16 protein-coding genes are annotated in these 19,328 nt (G+C 46.5%); 5 read left to right on the top strand and 11 right to left on the bottom strand.

Features of this window, described 5'->3' with window-relative positions; genetic code table 11:
• Positions 1-37: 37 nt before the first annotated feature.
• Entirely contained in the window at positions 38-760 is a 723-nt protein-coding gene (tsaA, locus tag CWE13_RS03165) for a tRNA (N6-threonylcarbamoyladenosine(37)-N6)-methyltransferase TrmO (protein WP_126806159.1), read from the bottom strand.
• Between the two features lie 390 nt (positions 761-1,150).
• On the opposite strand from tsaA, the gene CWE13_RS03160 reads away from it, so the two are divergent.
• A complete protein-coding gene (locus tag CWE13_RS03160; RefSeq protein WP_126805881.1) occupies positions 1,151-1,813 on the top strand; it encodes a hypothetical protein in 663 nt (220 codons plus the stop codon).
• Positions 1,814-1,882: 69 nt separating this feature from the next.
• On the opposite strand, the gene CWE13_RS03155 is transcribed toward CWE13_RS03160, so the two are convergent.
• The 10 genes from CWE13_RS03155 to CWE13_RS03110 form a co-directional block, all read right to left on the bottom strand.
• Positions 1,883-2,302 (bottom strand): H-NS family histone-like protein, encoded by a 420-nt coding sequence (locus CWE13_RS03155; RefSeq protein WP_126805880.1) that lies wholly within the window; start codon positions 2,300-2,302, stop codon positions 1,883-1,885.
• 406 nt (positions 2,303-2,708) lie between these two features.
• Positions 2,709-4,373, bottom strand: coding sequence for an electron transfer flavoprotein-ubiquinone oxidoreductase (locus CWE13_RS03150; protein WP_126805879.1), 1,665 nt, complete (start codon positions 4,371-4,373; stop codon positions 2,709-2,711).
• Between the two features lie 148 nt (positions 4,374-4,521).
• A complete protein-coding gene (locus tag CWE13_RS03145; RefSeq protein WP_126805878.1) occupies positions 4,522-6,810 on the bottom strand; it encodes a putative bifunctional diguanylate cyclase/phosphodiesterase in 2,289 nt (762 codons plus the stop codon).
• A 115-nt stretch (positions 6,811-6,925) separates the two neighbouring features.
• Entirely contained in the window at positions 6,926-8,890 is a 1,965-nt protein-coding gene (locus CWE13_RS03140) for an acetoacetate--CoA ligase (RefSeq protein WP_126805877.1), read from the bottom strand.
• Positions 8,891-8,930: 40 nt separating this feature from the next.
• Positions 8,931-9,857, bottom strand: a complete 927-nt coding sequence (locus CWE13_RS03135) for a hydroxymethylglutaryl-CoA lyase (protein ID WP_126805876.1) — start codon at positions 9,855-9,857, stop codon at positions 8,931-8,933.
• Positions 9,858-9,913: 56 nt separating this feature from the next.
• Positions 9,914-11,881: an acetyl/propionyl/methylcrotonyl-CoA carboxylase subunit alpha gene (locus CWE13_RS03130; protein WP_126805875.1), complete on the bottom strand. Its 1,968-nt coding sequence runs from the start codon at positions 11,879-11,881 to the stop codon at positions 9,914-9,916.
• Positions 11,881-12,693 carry an enoyl-CoA hydratase-related protein gene (locus tag CWE13_RS03125; protein WP_126805874.1) on the bottom strand — a complete coding sequence of 271 codons (813 nt, stop codon included), beginning with the start codon at positions 12,691-12,693 and terminating at the stop codon, positions 11,881-11,883. The genes CWE13_RS03130 and CWE13_RS03125 overlap by 1 nt, the downstream gene beginning before the upstream one ends.
• A 9-nt stretch (positions 12,694-12,702) precedes the next feature.
• Positions 12,703-14,310: a carboxyl transferase domain-containing protein gene (locus tag CWE13_RS03120; RefSeq protein ID WP_126805873.1), complete on the bottom strand. Its 1,608-nt coding sequence runs from the start codon at positions 14,308-14,310 to the stop codon at positions 12,703-12,705.
• Between the two features lie 29 nt (positions 14,311-14,339).
• Entirely contained in the window at positions 14,340-15,512 is a 1,173-nt protein-coding gene (locus CWE13_RS03115; protein ID WP_126805872.1) for an isovaleryl-CoA dehydrogenase, read from the bottom strand.
• Positions 15,509-15,964: a MerR family transcriptional regulator gene (locus CWE13_RS03110; protein WP_126805871.1), complete on the bottom strand. Its 456-nt coding sequence runs from the start codon at positions 15,962-15,964 to the stop codon at positions 15,509-15,511. The genes CWE13_RS03115 and CWE13_RS03110 overlap by 4 nt, the downstream gene beginning before the upstream one ends.
• 101 nt (positions 15,965-16,065) lie before the next feature.
• Here CWE13_RS03110 and CWE13_RS03105 point away from each other — a divergent pair, with 101 nt between their 5' ends.
• The 4 genes from CWE13_RS03105 (at position 16,066) to CWE13_RS03090 (ending at position 19,310) form a co-directional block, all read left to right on the top strand.
• Positions 16,066-17,247 (top strand): acetyl-CoA C-acyltransferase, encoded by a 1,182-nt coding sequence (locus CWE13_RS03105; RefSeq protein WP_126805870.1) that lies wholly within the window; start codon positions 16,066-16,068, stop codon positions 17,245-17,247.
• Between the two features lie 418 nt (positions 17,248-17,665).
• Positions 17,666-18,091 carry an alternative ribosome rescue aminoacyl-tRNA hydrolase ArfB gene (gene arfB / locus CWE13_RS03100; RefSeq protein WP_126805869.1) on the top strand — a complete coding sequence of 142 codons (426 nt, stop codon included), beginning with the start codon at positions 17,666-17,668 and terminating at the stop codon, positions 18,089-18,091.
• Positions 18,092-18,363: 272 nt separating this feature from the next.
• Positions 18,364-18,975, top strand: a complete 612-nt coding sequence (locus CWE13_RS03095; protein ID WP_126805868.1) for a hypothetical protein — start codon at positions 18,364-18,366, stop codon at positions 18,973-18,975.
• Positions 18,972-19,310: a DUF6694 family lipoprotein gene (locus CWE13_RS03090; RefSeq protein WP_126805867.1), complete on the top strand. Its 339-nt coding sequence runs from the start codon at positions 18,972-18,974 to the stop codon at positions 19,308-19,310. The genes CWE13_RS03095 and CWE13_RS03090 overlap by 4 nt, the downstream gene beginning before the upstream one ends.
• The last annotated feature ends 18 nt before the right edge of the window (positions 19,311-19,328 follow it).

Below are 19,328 nucleotides of genomic sequence, written 5' to 3'. Positions count from 1 at the left end.
GCAGCATTCTAACAGCCTAGGCGCATGCAACAAAGGCTTAACTGATGCTTATTACATGATTATCGTTTGCTATTACACGCCACTTAATATTGAAATCATATAAATGCATACCGTATTCCTTATCCCAGCTTTGTTCGCGCTGATAGCCGGGGCGGGGATCTTGTTGCAACACTTCACTAATCAACTGCCGTAGCTCAGGATATTCGTGCTGATGCTGCAATATTGCGGCCTCGGCTGCTGGGGTAAAGGAAACACTCATACCCGTGGTTGGGTTCGCATCGGCATAGCCACCCAGTGCGCCGCTTACGCTATCGGAATAGGGTAGGTAAGGTTTGATGTCCAAAATTGGCGTGCCGTGAAGTAGATCGAGCCCACGCACGATAAGCTTGTTAGCCTCTACGGCAACCAGTTCAACGACCGAGAGGCCAATCGGATTAGGGCGAAAGGTAGAGCGCGTGGCAAACACGCCTTTGCGCATATTGCCACCAAGGCGCGGAGGCCGCACTAACGGCTTCCAACCTTGCGCTGCGGTTTCATGGAACACAAATGTGAGCCAGAGATGGCTAAAGGCTTCTATACCACGCACACAATCAGAATGAGCAAACTCTTCGGTGAAATGGATTATGCCGCGAGCGCTGGGCACTAAACCAGGTTGCCGGGGAATGGCGAATTTCTGCCGGTAGGGCGATTCAATAAACCCGATGGGTTTGAAGCGATACTCAGAATTTTCACTATTCTTGCTACTTTCAGTTTTCGGCATATTCACGTTTGCGCTCGTTCGCGGAATAATTTCCGCCATCTTGTTCATTAGGTTGCTGGCGTAAGGTACAGGTTGGGCTATCGTTAAAATGGTTGATACCACAAAGGAATCTATATATTTCACCACATTTTGTGGAATATCACTAAGTTAGATTTTATTTAAAATAAATAACTCATTTAAAACAAGGGTTTATAATTTTGGCCTAATAATTGCTTATGTATATATGTAGGTGCAATTTTTTAGAACCTACTTGTGCGGATATTAAAAGATACAGGCACGAAGCATTCAAAGCCAAAGGGCTTGAATCAGGAAAAGCTAGCGGCATTCAGTTTGGCAGATAACACCCATATTCAATGAATGTATTTATGTAGTAAAAATAAAAAGGAACACATGATGAGTAAAGCAATGAAAACAACTATGCAGAAAATGAGCTGGATCGTGATCGCATTCGTAGCATCGCTAAGCGTGCTTACATTAAGCACGGCAGCATCTGCAAGCGATGAAGTTGAGCGTTACCATGAAGTTTCGGTAGCTGATGTGAACCACGTTATATTGAAAAACGGGGTAGGCTCGGTATACGTAGAGCAGGGTGAAGGCTCTGAACTTACTATTCGCGCACTTTTCGAAGGCAAGCGTTCAGGCATTATGCGCCGCACCAAAGATGTGAGCGATATGGATGTTGCTATACGCGAACGTAATGGTGTGCTCAGCATTTCTTTTTCAGAGAACAATGTTGAATCTACGTGGCATGTAACCTTACCGGCAGTAGAGAAGCTTGATGTTGATTTAGGTGTTGGCTTGGTTGATGTAAAAGTAGGTGCAACAGCGGTAAATATCGATCTCGGTGTTGGTGATGCCAAAGTTGAAGGTTTATTAAGTGAAGCCGGCGCGATTAGCGCAGATGTAGGCGTAGGTTCTGCCAGTATTCGCGGTGGCCACGATGTGAAAACGAAGCGCGCAATTGTTGCGGAAACTACTAGCGGCAGAGGCGATGGCGAGTTTTCAATAAACATTGATATTGGCGTGGGTGATGCAGGTATACGTTTACGCTAAAGCGGTTAGCCAACAAAAAAGGGTGTTTCGTTTATTCGAAACACCCTTTTTTCGTAGCTGAAGTTCTGTTTAGATTAAGAAATCGTTTAACGAACGGCCAGCGTTTAATGCTTCTTGAATAGGTTTTGGTGTGCGGCCTTGGCCGGTCCACGTTTTACTTTCGCCATTGGCATCAATGTACTTATATTTGGCAGGCTTCGGCGCCCGTTTTTTATAAGGCTTACGCTTTGATTTACCTTTACTTACGCCTGCCTCAGTACCAAGTACTTCTTCTGGGTTTAAACCAGCATCGGCTATTTGTTTACGAATCCGTTCGATTTCTAACTGTTTGGCAGCCTGCTGGCGTTGTTGCTCAGCTTCGTCGTCCTTGCGCTGCTCAATAATATTTGCCAATTTCGCGGCCACATCGTTTAGTTCAGCAACGGTTAATTCTTTTGTTGCTGCGTTGAGGCGGCGGGCATGGGTTAGAATATCTGTAAACTCGCTCATGTATTATCCTATGTTACTTTTAGTTGTTAATCAGGTAGTTGTTAATCAGAGACTTCTAATTGATTTCACTTGCTTGCAAATAAATGAAGCCTAGTTTTCGTAGATATAATATTCGATGATAAAAATCGAAAGCATCGAAATAGAAAGCGCTGCAAATACGCATGTTTGCGATGGAACTTTAATATGAAAATAACGCGCAAACAATTGCAATGCTATTTGTTCAGCGAAAACTTACGAAGAATTGACATTCACAGTATATTTTAGAACATAATTGCGTAAATAGTATATGCCGTTCTTGCTAATATAACTTCTTATTTCATAACAAAAAAAAGCCCATCAAAAGTGCGGGTATTTTTGCACTGTTTGATGGGCTTTCTATTTACGAACTATTCGTTTATTTGCAAGCCTACATATTGGGATATGTTGGGCCGCCGGTACCTTCAGGGGTTACCCAGCGAATATTTTGGCTCGGATCTTTGATATCGCACGTTTTACAGTGAATGCAGTTTTGCGCATTAATCTGGAAACGCTGTTCACCGGAATCGGCGGTAACTACTTCATATACACCTGCAGGGCAGTAGCGTTGTGCTGGCTCATCAAACTTCGGTAAATTAACTTGAATCGGAATATCTTTATCAGCTAACTGTAAATGACACGGCTGATCTTCTTCGTGATTCGTATTGGATAAATAAACCGAAGAATTGCGATCAAACGATATTTTGTTATCCGGCTTCGGGTAATCAATAGTTTTTGCATCTTTTGCAAGTTGCATACCTTCATGATCAGCTTTTGTATCTTTAATGGTAAAGGGAAGTTTCCCACCAAAAAAGTTTTGATCTAAGGTGTTATACGCACCGCCTAACCATGTACCCCATTTGTGAACAACTGGGCCAAAGTTACGTGAACGATATAATTCATCATATAGCCACGAATCTTTAAAAGCTTCGGTATATTCTTTTAAATCAGCGCCGTAATTTTCGCCACTAAGTGCCGCGAAAACAGTTTCTGCGGCCAACATACCGCTCTTCATTGCGGTGTGATTTCCTTTAATTTTGGCAAAATTAAGTGTACCCGCATCACAACCTACCAATACAGCACCGGGCATGGTCATTTTCGGTAATGAATAGAAACCACCTTTGGCAATCGCTCGCGCACCATAACTTACGCGCTTACCATTTTCCAAAACCTTGCGAATTTGTGGATGCTGTTTGAATTTTTGGAATTCTGCAAATGGATTCAAATGCGGGTTGGTATAATTCAAATCAATAATTAAACCCAAGAACACTTGGCCATTTTCGGCATGATATAAATAACCACCACCGCTTGCTTCGTCTTTTAGTGGATAGCCCGTTGAATGCACCACTACACCTTCTTCGTGCTGCTCTACTGGAATATCCCAAATTTCTTTAAAGCCAATAGCGTAGTGTTGCACCGTGCTATCTTTATCTAACTGATAGTGCTCAATAAGCTCTTTGCCCAAGTGGCCGCGGCAACCTTCCGCAAAAATAGTATATTTCGCGCGCAGCTCCATACCAGGCATATAGCCATCTTTTGGCTCGCCATCGGCCCCTACGCCCATATCGCCTGTAAGTACGCCACATACTTCGTTATTGTCGCCGTAAATCACACTTGCGGCGGCAAACCCGGGGAAAACTTCAACTCCCAGCTCTTCTGCTTGGCTCGCTAACCAGCGGCACACGTTACCCATACTTACAATGTAGTTACCCTCATTGTGGAAGGTTTTAGGCACCATAAAGTTAGGTAACTTTGAGGCTTTCTCGGCATTCCCGAACATGAAAATATCATCGCGCGTTACCGGCGTGTTTAGTGGGGCACCGCGTTCTTTCCAATCTGGGAATAATTCAGTAAGTGCACGCGGCTCAAATACAGCCCCCGAAAGAATGTGTGCACCAACCTCAGAACCTTTCTCAATAACGCAAATCTGCAAATCTTTGCCTTGTTCTTGGTTCAACTGGGCAAGCTTGCATGCAGTGCTGAGGCCTGCAGGGCCTGCGCCCACAATCAGTACATCAAACTCCATACTCTCGCGTTCTACATCATGTGTAGCCATTGTGGGTACTCCTCACATTTCGAATTTTAAATTCTGTAATCTGTGCTTTCATTCTTTAGCTTTTCGCTAACGCCAATAAAAGGGCGAACACAGTAGCAACCGAAATATTAACTGTTGAAATAGTTCGGGGCTTATGAAAATGAATTATCTAGGATATTTTAACAGGAATTACACTATTTGGCGCGGTTAACAGTGCCGTTGCTTCATCGGCAGGAACAGGGCGGCTGTAGAAATAGCCTTGGCCAATCGTACACCCACGCTCAATTAAGAAATCAGCTTGCGCCTGATTTTCTACACCCTCAGCAACGATACCGATATCAAGGTTACGCGCTAAACTTACAATGGTTTGGGTAATAGTGGCATCGTCTTTATCGTCGGGTAAATCTTTCACGAACGAGCGATCTATTTTCAACGCGTTGATAGGGAAGTGTTTTAAGTATGAAAGTGAAGAATAACCAACACCGAAATCATCAATAGCGAGGGTTATGCCGTTATCCCGCATGTCCTGCATAAACTGCGTGTGCGATTTACTATTTTCAATTAACACTTGCTCAGTGAGCTCGAGTTCTAGGAATGCAGTTGGAATGCCTGCACTGCGAACCGCGTATAGGATCTGATCGGTTAAATCCGGCACTTGGAACTGACGACCCGATAAATTCACCGAAACGCGAATATCGTTCAAACCCATATCGCGCCAACGGGCTAATTGCCGACAGGCAGTTTGCAGCACGAAATCGGAAATTGGTAGGATAAGGCCGGAATCTTCAGCAATTGGAATAAAGCGATCGGGGCCGATAATGGTGCCATCGTCCTCGATCCAGCGCACAAGTGCTTCTAAACCAATTATTTTGCGCGTAGTCATATCAACTTGCGGCTGATAGAACACAGCAAGTTTATTCTGCTCAATGGCATAGCGTAGTTTTTTCGATAAATCGAGCCTATCGGCCAGTTCATCATGAAGTTCTTGGCTGTATACGTGCCAGGTATTTCGGCCACGCTCTTTTGCCCGGTAAAGCGCGGTATCGGCGTGGCGCATTAGTGTTTCAGCATCTTCTTGACCGGTTTGGGTAAGGGCAATACCAATACTACCGGTAACAAAAATTTCGTAGCCTTCTACATTAAAGTGCTTATCGAGCGCTTCAATAATTTCACCAGCATAGGATTCTAAATCTTCTTGTTCACGAACGTTGGTGAGCATTACCGCAAACTCATCGCCCCCTAAACGCGCTAACATAGATTTGCCGCCATGCAATTCAGAAAGGCGCGTTGATACCTGTTTAAGTAGGGCATCACCAATATTGTGGCCAAGGGTATCGTTTACTTCTTTAAAGTGGTCGAGATCCAGAATCATAACACCTACGCGCAAGCTCTGTTCCCGCAGAATATCAAGTTCATTGCCGAGTTGCGCAATAATGGCGTTGCGGTTAGCTAAGCCGGTAAGTGAATCATGCTCCGCTAAATAGGCAACCCGCTGCTCTACTTTTTCACGCTCTTCAATTTCATCGTAAAGCTCACGGTTCGCCTCTTGCAGCATGGTTTCCCGTACGCGGCTTACGCCTAGCAAATATAAAACAAAGGTAAGCAAACCGGTTACCAATGAACCGGCAAGTAACACTAACAATGGCAATTTACTGCGCATTTCTTGCAGGCGCTCTGGCGTTGGCCAAAGCTCTAAAATCCATGTTTCACCAAAAATCTGGAATACTCGATGGTTACCCCATTCCGCTTTCAGGCGATCGTTTGGCGCTAGGTTAAACATAACTTCAGAATCAGATTGGCGAACAACGTGAAAGGCAGTGTTATCTTTTAAATGGCTGGCCACGGTTAAGTGAAGTAGCCGGTTCATATCAATAATGCCAGCATAAAAGCCATTGTGGCTCTCACCGTTGAAAGGCACCACCAACAATAAATCGGCGGGATGTTCGGCAAGCTCTTCGGCACTGATTAAGTAGCGCGCTCCTGGGTTGAATCGGCTAAGCCATACCGCAATAGATTCAGGTACGGTGGCAGGAGGGTTCCAACTATTGGGGTAATGACGAATAACTTCACCATCCGCGGTTACCCAAAAAAGGCTGCGGAATTGGCGGTAATAGGAGGTAATTAGTTCGCCTTCATCAACCCAAGCAGGACCAACTTCACCTTGTCGGCTCACCCAAGTGAAACCAAACATATGTGATTGTAATTCGCGGCGAATTTCTAGTTGGAGATCATATAACTCAGAGTCGAGTGTATCGCGGATTGAATTGCTATCCGAAATGCGGAGTGAGAATGTAAGCACTAGTGTTACCACTAATCCTATTACACCGGCAAATATAGCCTGTTTATGTCTTTTTAAATTGCGCATTTCATCATATGGATGGCTATTCTTATTATATTTCCAAGGCCGCTCACTAAAGTTGCTTACTACACCGAAATCCATTTCTCTAAATCGCAGCACGAAAATTACGGATTGCGCGAAGCAAGTAGTTATTTTTACACGTTTAAATTTTTCGCGTCTAGTGGCGTCGCATTATAAACGTGTAAATTCACATAAAAACTGTAGAAAACCGAATTTACTGGCTAAGTTCTGCACGATCACGGAAGTAATCTAACGCTTCGGGATTCGCGAGCGCGTCGGTGTTCTTTACTTTTTCACCATGAACTACTTGGCGCACCGCTAGCTCCACGATTTTTCCGCTAATGGTTCTAGGTATATCGGCCACTTGTAAAATAACTGAAGGAACATGACGAGGTGTTGCATTGGCACGAATGATTTTTTTTATCTCATTGCGCAATTCATCGGTAAGTTCAATACCATCACGCAGCTTCACAAACAGCACAATGCGCTCATCGTCTTGCCATTGCTGGCCAACGGCGATGCTTTCGAGAACCGCATCAACCTTTTCAACTTGCCGATAAATTTCAGCGGTGCCAATTCGCACGCCACCTGGGTTTAACACGGCATCAGAACGGCCATAAATAATCACACCGCCTTCGGTGGTGAGTTCGGCGTAATCGCCATGTGCCCAAATATTATCGAAACGCTCGAAGTAGGCACCGTGATAACGGCTGCCATCGGTATCGTTCCAAAAGCCTATGGGCATGCATGGAAAGCTCTGTTCACAAACAAGTTCGCCTTTTTCGCCTTGCACCGGCTCACCCGCATCGTTGTAAACATTCACTGCTAAGCCTAGCCCACGACACTGTAACTGCCCGCGATATACCGGAAGAATTGGGTTGCCTAAAGCAAAACAAGAAACAATATCGGTACCACCAGAAATTGAACTTAAGCACACATCGGCTTTGATATCGCGATAAACATAATCAAAACTCTCCGGCGCTAATACCGAGCCAGTAGTAAGAATCGCCCGTAAACCGCTTAACTTGTGGCTTTCTCGCGGTTTTTCTCCAGCTTTTTCTAATGCAGCGAGGTATTTGGCACTGGTGCCAAATACAGTAATACCTTCTTTATCAATTAAATCAGGCATTGCGGCAGGGCTAGGATAGAACGGAGAACCATCAAATAGCGCTAAACGCGCGCCAATAGCAAGGCCTGAAACGAGCCAGTTCCACATCATCCAACCACAGGTAGTGAAGTAGAAAAGGGTATCTTCGCGGCGTAAATCAGTGTGTAGGGCATGTTCTTTGATGTGCTGCAGTAAAGTGCCGCCAATGCCGTGAACAATACATTTCGGCACCCCAGTAGTGCCTGAGCTGAACATAATGTAGAGCGGGTCGTTAAATTTGCGTGGTACGAAGGCAAGTTCAGTGGCCTGAACATCCCGATAATCATTCCATGCTACGGCGTTGTTAATGCTGTGCTGAATCCCCGCAAATGGGATAGCTACCAAAGCTTCCACTGAAGGCAAATTCGCTGCGATTTCATTTACTTTATCACTGATATCAAGCGTTTTACCGTTATAAAAATAACCATCTACCGTGAACAGCACTTTCGGTGCAACTTGGCCAAAACGGTCAAGAACACCTTGCACGCCAAAATCAGGGCTACAGCTCGACCAAACCGCACCTAAGCTTGTTGTTGCGAGCATGGCGATAATGGTTTCAATACAGTTGGGCAACATACCCGCTACCCGATCACCGGCCTGTACACCTTGTTGCTTCAATTTTGCAGCAAGTTGAGCGGTGGCTAGATAGAGTTCGGCGTAAGTAATTTCAGTACGTTCGCCGTGCTCATTAGTAAAAACTAAGGCGGGGCGGTTATCACGAAAACGCAATAAGTTTTCAGCGAAGTTAATCTCGGCATCTGGGAACCATTCAGCGCCAGGCATTTTATCGCCATCAATAAGAACGCGTTCGCCCTTATGGCCAATTACCGAAAATTCGTCCCAAAGTAAGCTCCAAAATTTCTCTTTCTCAGCAACCGACCAAGCATGCAGCGCCGCATATGCGTCGGCAGAATTATCAGTAGAAAAATCGAGCTCGAATTTATCTTCAACGGTCCGCAAAAATGCCATCATTTGTGTGCGTTCACGTTGTTCCGGAGTAGGTTGCCACAAAAGATTATTCGCTGGGTTCATAACTTCGCCTTTATTAGTGCGTTTTTATTCTAGTTTTTTATTAACTTGCGCTGCGGGCAATGCTTACATTTGAGCGCGGGGTAGTGCCCAGTGCTTTGCAAATGGCGCGCCCTGCAATAATCGCTTTATCTAAATTCACGCCGGCTTCAATGCCCATGCCATCAAGCATGTAAAGTACATCTTCACTCGCCACATTGCCGCTTGCGCCTTTAGCGTATGGGCAGCCACCTAAGCCTGCTATCGCGCTATCAATCACACTCACACCCATAGGCAAACACGCAGCCAAATTTGCCAGTGCCTGGCCGTAGGTATTATGAAAATGCAACGCTAATTGTTCCATAGGCACATGATCAGCGACAGCACCGAGCATGCGCTGCGCGTGAATAGGGGTGCCGACACCTATGGTATCGCCTAACGAAATTTCATAGCAGCCCATGCGATAAAGCTGGCGAGCTACACGCACAACCTCGCTAATTGGAACTTCGCCTTGATAAGGGCAACCGAGAACACAGGAAACATAACCGCGAACACGAATGCCTTCTGCTTTCGCAGCTTCCATCACCGGGGCAAAGCGATCTAACGATTCCTCAATGGAGCAGTTAATATTCTTTCTGCTGAATGCTTCTGATGCAGCGCCAAACACGGCTACCTCATCGGATCCGGCCGCCATTGCCAACTCAAAGCCTTTTAGGTTGGGTGTAAGTGCCGAATAGGTAACGCCTTTCTTCCGCTTAATTTGCTGCAACACATCGGCACTATCCGCCATTTGCGGTACCCATTTCGGGCTCACAAAACTAGCTGACTCGATGGTTTTAAAACCGGCATCGGCGAGATTGTGAATCAGTGCTACTTTATCTGCCGTCGTTACCGCTTGCTCGTTTTGTAGGCCATCACGCGGGCCAACTTCAACGATGCGTACAGAGCTGGGTAGTTTGCTCGCGATGCTGTTTGGCAATTTATTCGGCATTTGTGCGTTCCTTTTTTTTCGGCTACTTACCTTAGGGTGGTATGGCGCTCTAGCGCTTAATCTGTAGCTAAACTAATCAGTTCGGCGCCATCAGAAACCAGCTCACCAGCGTTGAAGAACACTTGTTCTACGGTAGCATCGAATGGCGCGCGAATGGTGTATTCCATTTTCATCGCCTCCATAACTACTAACGCTTGGCCTTCGCTTACAGTATCGCCTGCCGCAACATTTACCGCCACAATCGTACCGTTCATTGGTGCGGTAAGGGTGCCGGCTTCTTCTTCATGAATTAGCTCCGATACCGCATCATATACGCTAGCATCAAATCGACCATAGTGGCTAAACAGCGTGAAACGACCGTTATCTTCTGCTATTTCACAATGGAAGCGCAAACCATCTACTAATACCGCACCATCGTTGGCGAAGTTCATAGAAAGTTCGTGTTCAGGCCAATAAATACCTGCTTCTGTTTCTTCTAAGTTTAGAACCGTTTCGCTTTCAGAACCGGCAGTTTTTAAACACAGACGATGTTTTGCCGCCGCATTAACGCGCCAGCCGTTGGCACGTGACCATGGATCTTGATTAGCGGCCTGTTGGCGGTTGCGAATAATTGAAGCCGCAATGGTAAGCAAGTTAATTGCTTCCGGTAAGCCTTTCTCACGCTGGTGCAACGCTTCACCATATTGCTCGATAAAACGGGTAGTAAGTTCGGCTTTCTGGAATGCTTCATGGCTTACAATGCGGTGTAAATAATCGGTATTGGTGGTGACCCCAGCAATGCGGGTTTCGCGCAATGCGTTGGTTAAACGGCGCAATGCCGATTCCCGGTCGATATCCCACACGATTAACTTGGCGATCATTGGATCGTAGAAGGTGGTTACTTCATCGCCCTCAACAATACCTGAATCCCAGCGCACATAAGGTGAAACTTCAGGGTGACGCAAGTAGGCTAGGGTGCCGGTACTCGGCATAAAGTTATCATCAGCATTTTCGGCATAAATGCGCGCTTCAAAAGCATGGCCATCGAGCACAATTTCATCTTGCTGCATCGGTAGTTCTTCACCCGCCGCAACGCGCAATTGCCATTCTACTAAATCAACGCCGGTAATCATTTCAGTAACCGGATGCTCTACTTGCAAGCGGGTGTTCATTTCCATGAAGTAGAAGCTTTCATCTTCATCGAATAAGAACTCAACGGTGCCAGCACCCACATAATCAATTGCTTGCGCTGCACGTACCGCGGCATCACCCATAGCTTTGCGGGTTTCTTCACTGAGGCCAGGTGCTGGTGCTTCTTCAACCACTTTTTGGTGGCGGCGTTGCACCGAGCAATCGCGCTCAGCAAGATACACAGCGTTGCCATGCTGATCACAAAACACTTGAATTTCAACGTGGCGCGGGCGCGTAATAAATTTCTCTACCAGCATTTTATCGTTGCTAAAGCCAGCTTTCGCTTCACGTCTTGCAGAAGCTAGGGCTTCCGCAAATTCGCTGGCTTTTTCTACGATACGCATCCCTTTACCGCCGCCGCCGTATGCTGCTTTCAACAGCACCGGGTAGCCAATTTTTTCAGCTTCTGCGGCAAGCAGATCATCACTTTGATCATCGCCGTGATAACCGGGCACTAAAGGCACGCCGGCTTCGGCCATAATATTCTTGGCGGCGCTTTTTGAACCCATAGCGGCAATTGCTTTTACCGGTGGGCCAATGAAAATAAGGCCGGCATCTTGCAATGCCTCAGCAAAGGATTCGTTTTCCGATAAAAAACCATAGCCCGGGTGAATCGCTTGGGCACCGGTGCGTTTCGCAGCCGCAATTACTTTATCGGCACATAAATACGATTCACTGCTTTGTGAGCCACCAATATGCACAGCTTCATCGGCTAGTAACACGTGTTGCGCATTGGTATCGGCATCGGAGTATACCGCAACCGTTTTAATACCCATTTCGCGCGCGGTACGAATTACTCGACAAGCAATTTCACCACGGTTGGCGATTAGAATTTTTGATAATTGTTGAGCCATTATTTTTTTCCATCCGTTTGCGCTTTAGCCGTTTGCCAAGCCGGTGTGCGTTTCTCAAGGAACGAGCTCAGGCCTTCTTGGCCTTCAGCAGACACGCGAATTTCTGCAATACGGCGTGCTGTTTCAGCTACCAATTCTTGGTTCAGCGGCAAGTTGCTCACGTGTTGAATTAGATTTTTACAGGCTTTTACTGCAGCGGGGCTATTGGCCAAGAGTGCAGTTAAGAGCGGCTCGAGCGCTTCTTCTAAATCGCCATCGGTAACTTCATCTAGCAAGCCCAAGCGGTGCGCTTCAGCCGCAAAAAAACGTTCGGCCGTAAGCATATAGCGGCGTGCTGCTGGCTCGCCAAGGGCGCGCACAACATAGGGGCTAATAACCGCTGGAATGAGGCCAATTTTTACTTCCGAGAGGCAAAAGCTTGCGCGGCTTTGGCCAATGGCCATATCGCAACAGGCTACCAGGCCCACCGCGCCACCAAAAGCCGCACCGTTTACCAAGGCGATGGTAGGAATTGGTAATTGATCCAGTTCCCACATCAGAGCGCCGAGTTCACCTGCGTCTTCTACGTTCTCCTGATAATTTTTATCAGCCATAGAACGCATCCAATTTAAATCAGCACCCGCCGAGAAGTTTTTACCCGCCGATTGCAGCACTAATACCCGTGCATCGGCGTTTTCACGCACTTCATCAAGGGCAGCGCGTAGTTGGGCAATAATCACATCATCAAAGGCGTTGTGAACTTCTGGGCGATTCATGGTAAGCCGGGCCACGCCACGGCTATCAATCTCTAAAACTACATGGTCAGCAGACATAAACACCCCTTACATGCGGAACACGCCAAAGCGTGTATCTTCAATCGGTGCATTTAATGCCGCAGAGATACTTAAACCGAGCACCGTGCGCGTTTGCGCGGGATCGATAATGCCATCGTCCCATAACCGCGCCGAAGCGTAGTAAGGGTGGCCTTGGTGCTCGTAGGTATCAATAATCGGCTGCTTGAATTTGGCTTCATCTTCCGCGCTCCAGCTTTCGCCTTTGCGTTCTTTACCATCACGGGTAACTTGCGCCATAACGCCAGCGGCTTGCTCGCCACCCATTACGGAGATGCGCGCATTTGGCCACATAAACATCAGCGTTGGATCATAAGCACGGCCACACATACCGTAGTTACCAGCACCATAGCTACCGCCAATTAACACGGTAAACTTCGGCACTTTTGCACAACTTACCGCAGTAACCATTTTCGCACCGTGCTTAGCAATACCTTCCGCTTCATATTTCTTACCCACCATAAAGCCGGTGATATTTTGCAAGAACACTAAAGGGATTTTGCGCTGGGCACATAGCTCAATAAAGTGTGCGCCTTTTTGCGCCGATTCGGAAAAAAGAATGCCGTTGTTCGCCACAATACCCACTAAGAAGCCGTGAATACGGGCAAAACCAGTAACTAAAGTATTGCCGTAGTTTTGTTTAAATTCATCAAAATCAGAATCATCAACGATACGGGCAATTACTTCACGCACATCGTAAGGCTTGCGCAGATCAGTGCCGACAATGCCGTAAATTTCTTCTTGCGGATAACGCGGCGGTTTTACAGGCTCTACATCAAGCTGCGCTTTCGCAGGGCGGTTTAAACGGGAAACCGAACGGCGGGCGATATCTAACGCATGTTCATCGTTCACGGCAAAGTGATCAGCCACACCAGAAACGCGGGTGTGCACATCGGCACCACCAAGCTCTTCAGCACTTACTTCTTCACCGGTGGCCGCTTTTACCAACGGCGGGCCCGCTAAGAAAATAGTGCCTTGTTCTTTTACGATAATGGATTCATCAGCCATAGCGGGCACATACGCACCACCTGCGGTACAAAGGCCCATTACCACAGCAATTTGTGGAATGCCTTTCGCCGACATATTCGCTTGATTAAAGAAAATGCGGCCGAAGTGATCCCGATCTGGGAACACTTCATCTTGTCGTGGCAGGTTAGCGCCACCGGAATCAACCAAATAGATGCAGGGGAGGTGGCAGCGCTCGGCAATTTCTTGTGCACGTAAATGCTTTTTCACGGTGAGGGGGTAGTAAGTACCACCTTTAACCGTGGCATCGTTTGCCACAATCATGCACTCAACACCTTCAACCCGGCCAATACCGGCAACAACACCAGCTGCAGGCACGTAATCATCGTAAACATCCCATGCGGCAAATTGACCCAGCTCTAAAAATGGTGAGCCGGCATCAAGTAAACGCTGAATACGATCACGGGCTAACAGCTTGCCACGCGATTCATGCCGTTCTTGGTAGCTTTTACCGCCACCTTGCTTAATTTGTGCCGCTTTTTCCTGCAAATCGGCCATTACGGCCTGCATCGATTCTTTATTCGCTAAAAATGTTTCATCGCGCGAATTCACTTTACTGGTGATAATAGCCACAACGAGGTTCCTTATCGGTTAGCGCTTAGTTACTTCGATTCCGAAAATAACTCACGGCCAATTAACATACGGCGAATTTCCGAGGTGCCAGCTCCAATTTCATATAGCTTAGCATCGCGTAATAAGCGGCCCGCAGGGTATTCGTTAATGTAACCATTGCCGCCCAATAACTGAATGGCATCAAGGGCCATTTTAGTTGCAAGCTCAGCTGCGTAAAGAATAGCACCGGCGGCATCTTTTCGTGTGGTTTCACCACGATCACAAGCCTTCGCCACAGCATATACATAAGCACGAGCCGCGTTCATTTGGGTATACATATCAGCAATCTTGCCTTGCACCAATTGGAATTCACCAATGGCTTGGCCAAATTGGCTACGCTCGTGAATATAAGGTACAACAACGTCCATGCACGCTTGCATAATGCCCAGCGGGCCAGCCGCTAAAACTGCACGCTCGTAATCAAGGCCGCTCATCAGTACCTTAACGCCTTGGTTTAATTCGCCAAGAATGTTCTCTGCCGGAACCCGGGCATCTTCAAACACTAGCTCACAAGTGTTTGAGCCGCGCATGCCAAGTTTATCGAGCTTTTGTGCAGTACTAAAACCTGGAGTGTTTGCTTTTTCAATAATGAATGCGGTAATACCTTTTGACCCTGCACTCGGTTCAGTTTTCGCGTACACCACGAGAACATCAGCATCAGGGCCGTTGGTAATCCACATTTTATTACCGTTCAAAATGTAATGATCGCCATCTTTTTTAGCGTGCAGCTTCATGCTTACCACATCGGAACCGGCGTTTGGCTCACTCATAGCTAAAGCACCTACGTGCTCGCCACTTACAAGTTTCGGTAAATACTTCTCTTTTTGCGCTTGGCTACCGTTAATTTTTAATTGGTTTACGCACAGGTTTGAATGTGCACCGTAGCTCAAGCCTACAGAGGCCGAGGCACGGCTAATTTCTTCCATGGCAATAACATGTTCTAAATAACCGAGCTCTGAACCACCAAATTCTTCAGGAACAGTAATGCCAAGCAGGCCCATATCACCAAATTTGCGCCACAAATCGGCAGGAAACTCATTGGCTTCATCAATTTCGGCAGCACGCGGTGCGATTTCATCACGAGCGAACGAATTTACTTGCTCACGAATCATATCGGCAGTTTCACCGAGATCGAAATTGAAAGTTTTATAGGCGCTAATCATGGGTTCTCCTTGGTTTTTTCAATGAGCTCTGCGCGGCATCCGCTCTCAACGGCGGTTAACTCGTGCAAAACAACTTTAATATCTTCGAGTTGCTGGCGCAGGGCCAACTTTTTGTCATCTATTAAACGCAACATGGTTTGCAGTTGGTTCACACTGCTGCCATCACGTTCATACATATCGAATAGGGTTTTAGTTTCCGCAAGCGTAAAGCCTAGGCGTTTGCCGCGTAAGATCAGCTTTAAACGCACGCGATCTTTTTGCGTGTAAATGCGGGTTTGGCCACGCCGCTCAGGCAGAATCAAGCCCTGATCTTCGTAAAAACGAATGCTTCGGGTAGTGATATCGAATTCTTTCGATAAATCACCAATACTGAACGAATCCTGGGTGCGGCGAACGCGCTCAGGGCTAGTTTCAAATTCTGCTTCCACTGCTGAAACTCTAGTATTCTGCATGTTACTATTCCCACTTACTTGCCATACGGCACTTATACACGATAAGCTAACATGAAGTTTACGTTAACGTAAAGTTTTACAACCTTCAGGAGATAAGTTTCATGAGCTCAGATTCAGTAGTCATTGTTTCCGCCGCGCGCACGCCAATGGGCGGTTTCATGGGTGAATTAAGCCCTGTAAGCGCACCCGATTTAGGCGCAGCCGCGATTAAAGCCGCCGTAAGCCGTGCTGGCATTGCCGGTGACGATGTGAGTGAAGTAATTATGGGCTGTGTGCTTCCTGCGGGTTTAAAGCAAGCACCTGCACGCCAAGCCATGATCGGCGCAGGCTTGCCACTTGGCACCGGTGCTACCACGATTAATAAAGTATGTGGTTCAGGCTTAAAAACCGTTATGTTCGGCCACGATTTAATTAAAGCAGGCTCGGCCAAGGTAGTAGTGGCGGGCGGCATGGAAAGCATGTCGAATGCGCCGTATTTGTTAGATAAAGCACGTGGCGGCTACCGCATGGGCCATGGCCAAGTTATTGACCACATGATGTTCGATGGCCTGCAAGATGCCTATGAAGGCAAAGCCATGGGTTGTTACGCGCAAGATACAGCCGATAGCTATGGTTTTACTCGCGAAGATATGGACGATTTCGCCATTCGTTCACTAACGCGGGCGCAGAACGCTATTAATGAAGGCTTATTTGCTGATGAAATTGAGCCGTTAACCTACAGCGATCGCAAAGGCGATGTTACGGTAAGTATTGATGAGCAACCCGGTAAAGCGCGCATTGATAAAATTCCAAGCCTACGCCCAGCGTTCGCGAAAGATGGCACCGTAACAGCAGCGAATTCTTCCTCAATTTCTGATGGTGCCGCTGCACTCGTATTAATGCGTGAAAGCGATTCCATAGCAAGTGGTTTAACACCGTTGGCGCGTATCGTTTCTCATGCTACCCATTCGCAAAAGCCTTCAGAGTTCACCATGGCGCCAGTTGGCGCAATGAACAAAGCGCTAGAGCAAGCAGGGTGGATCAAAGATGACGTAGATCTTTGGGAAATCAACGAAGCCTTCGCTATGGTAACTATGATTGCCATTAAAGATATGCAGCTTGATGATGCGAAAGTTAACGTGAACGGCGGTGCTTGTGCACTTGGCCATCCAATTGGTGCTTCTGGCGCGCGTTTATTAGTTACTTTGTTGCACGCACTGAAGCAGCACGGCAAAAGCAAAGGCGTAACCTCGCTGTGCATTGGTGGCGGTGAAGCGGTAGCTTTAGCAGTAGAAATGATTTAATACGTTGTTCTAAATACGTATAGAAAAAGGCCCTACGGCGGGTTGGGAATCGCTGTAGGGCCTTTGTTTTTGGTGTAAGCTACATGCTTTATGTAAGCTTTTAGGATTTATTGAAGCGCGTTAAAGCACATACGCGTATAAGTAAGCCGATGCAGCAATGATGCCGAGCACTGCGATTACTCCAGGAATCATTACGTTATAAAGTAAGTTATTACGGATTTCTTCAATCATAGGTTACTCCTCGGTCAATAAAATAATTAACTCGAAGCGGGTAGTGCTGTCTGTGCGCTTCAATCTCCAGACGCAACGTATTATATACTTTGCAATGGCTTATTGGAGATTATTCGAATGAAATCGAGTAATGGATGTTAAGAGTTTAAGTAGGGATACATAAGCGCGGAGAAGGATTAGAAAAAGTATGGCAGATATACAGATTTCAGCACGGGTAAGTATTCCTGATAGCGAAGTTGAGTGGCAATTTATTCGCTCAAGCGGAGCGGGTGGGCAAAACGTAAACAAAGTGGCTACCGCCGCACAGCTTATTTTTGATATTCGCGCATCAAGCTTGCCCGAGTTCTACAAAGAAAAACTCCTCAATAAAAGTGATCACCGCATTACCCAAAGCGGCAAAATCATTATCAAATGCCAAGAAAGCCGCAGCCAACTCGCCAACCGCGAACAAGCACTAGCTGATTTCATTCAACTGGTTGCCAGCGTAGCCATTGTGCAGAAAAAGCGTATCGCCACCAGACCGAGCAAATCGGCTAAAGCTCGCCGCGTTACTGCGAAAAAACAACGAGGCGGCATAAAAGCTGCCCGAAAAAAGCCCGGAACTGAGGGATAACCCCGTGGGAATTAATTCTTGCTGGTATTTGCAAAGTTGGGTATTGTTGATTTTTAGTTAAGGGAGTATTTGAGGCCGGAAGCCACGTTTAATGTTGCGCTACCGTGCGGTAGCGTACCCATCGAAATATTTCCCCCGCTATCTTCGCCTCTGTATCCATCTCTTCCGCGTGAGTTTATTCCGGAGATTCAAAAATAAATAAACTACAAAAGATTTTTATACAGCAAATCCGGTTTCTGTTCTTTAAGCCTATTAAAATTGATACTTCAATTTTGCATTGGTATTTGGGGTTTGGGATTGCAGCGGCTTGGCTGTGTGGGATTGGTAGATATTGGGATAACCCCAGAGCAGAATTATGGCAATACTTAGGGTTAGGCTCAGTAGCTTATATTTTTGTACTCGCATTTATTTTATGGGCACTCCTGTATCCGCTTAAACCGCAGCGATGGAGCTACAAAAGTGTATTGCTTTTCGTTTCTTTCACGTCGCTTCCCGCGTTGTTCTATGCCATTCCGGTAGAACGTTTTATGAGTTTCGAAGCTGCTCAGAGCGCCAATATTTGGTTTCTCATTATTGTAGCAAGCTGGCGTGTAGCGCTATTAGTGCATTATTTAATAAAAGTATCAGGCTTATCAGGGAAAAGCGTGCTGGTAGGCACTTTATTACCTCTGTCGTTGATTGTAAGTACTCTTACGATGCTCAATCTAGAGCATGTAGTTTTTAATATCATGGCAGGTATAGGTGATAGCGAGAAATCTGCGAATGATGCTGCGTATGGCATCCTGGTTCTGATAACTACGTTTTCAGTAGTTACGCTACCGTTTTTACTCGTGGCGTACGCAGGTTTAGTTTACAAGGCCCGAAAAAAGGAGAAAAAACCGTGAGAATTTTAGTGTGTGCGTTCCTCATTATTTTTATTAGTGGCTGCGCGAGCGTCAAAGATAGTTATGTATTCGATGGTTCAAGTGCCGAATCAACAAGGCAAGGTATTTCTGAAGTAAATCAGAACTTAAATCAACGAGAGCGGCAAGAGTTTGTTGTAGCTTTGCTAGCAATTCAGCTCTCGGAGGTAAAAACAGCGTATGAAGTAGTGATTAATCCGAAGCTCGTCTCTGAGCTGAATTACGGCATGCTCGGCGAACACATCGATGGGCTGAATTATTACGAGATTTTGGAATATTCCGAATCGTTGCCGAACCAAGCGACCATAACTCGATAAGGTTCGCACTCATAGTGC

It is taken from the genome of Aliidiomarina shirensis (genome assembly GCF_003987345.1).
Taxonomy (GTDB): Bacteria; Pseudomonadota; Gammaproteobacteria; order Enterobacterales; family Alteromonadaceae; genus Aliidiomarina; species Aliidiomarina shirensis.
The sequence above is the reverse complement of the archived record's forward strand: the minus strand, read 5'-3'. Positions and strand labels throughout refer to the sequence as shown.

What these genes read in the sequence shown, in the direction of transcription:
- tsaA (WP_126806159.1), bottom strand. Translation starts at nt 760, where the DNA reads ATGCCGAAAACTGAAAGTAGCAAGAATAGTGAAAATTCTGAGTATCGC.
- CWE13_RS03160 (WP_126805881.1), top strand. Translation starts at nt 1,151, where the DNA reads ATGATGAGTAAAGCAATGAAAACAACTATGCAGAAAATGAGCTGGATC.
- CWE13_RS03155 (WP_126805880.1), bottom strand. Translation starts at nt 2,302, where the DNA reads ATGAGCGAGTTTACAGATATTCTAACCCATGCCCGCCGCCTCAACGCA.
- CWE13_RS03150 (WP_126805879.1), bottom strand. Translation starts at nt 4,373, where the DNA reads ATGGCTACACATGATGTAGAACGCGAGAGTATGGAGTTTGATGTACTG.
- CWE13_RS03140 (WP_126805877.1), bottom strand. Translation starts at nt 8,890, where the DNA reads ATGAACCCAGCGAATAATCTTTTGTGGCAACCTACTCCGGAACAACGT.
- CWE13_RS03135 (WP_126805876.1), bottom strand. Translation starts at nt 9,857, where the DNA reads ATGCCGAATAAATTGCCAAACAGCATCGCGAGCAAACTACCCAGCTCT.
- CWE13_RS03130 (WP_126805875.1), bottom strand. Translation starts at nt 11,881, where the DNA reads ATGGCTCAACAATTATCAAAAATTCTAATCGCCAACCGTGGTGAAATT.
- CWE13_RS03125 (WP_126805874.1), bottom strand. Translation starts at nt 12,693, where the DNA reads ATGTCTGCTGACCATGTAGTTTTAGAGATTGATAGCCGTGGCGTGGCC.
- CWE13_RS03115 (WP_126805872.1), bottom strand. Translation starts at nt 15,512, where the DNA reads ATGATTAGCGCCTATAAAACTTTCAATTTCGATCTCGGTGAAACTGCC.
- CWE13_RS03110 (WP_126805871.1), bottom strand. Translation starts at nt 15,964, where the DNA reads ATGCAGAATACTAGAGTTTCAGCAGTGGAAGCAGAATTTGAAACTAGC.
- CWE13_RS03105 (WP_126805870.1), top strand. Translation starts at nt 16,066, where the DNA reads ATGAGCTCAGATTCAGTAGTCATTGTTTCCGCCGCGCGCACGCCAATG.
- arfB (WP_126805869.1), top strand. Translation starts at nt 17,666, where the DNA reads ATGGCAGATATACAGATTTCAGCACGGGTAAGTATTCCTGATAGCGAA.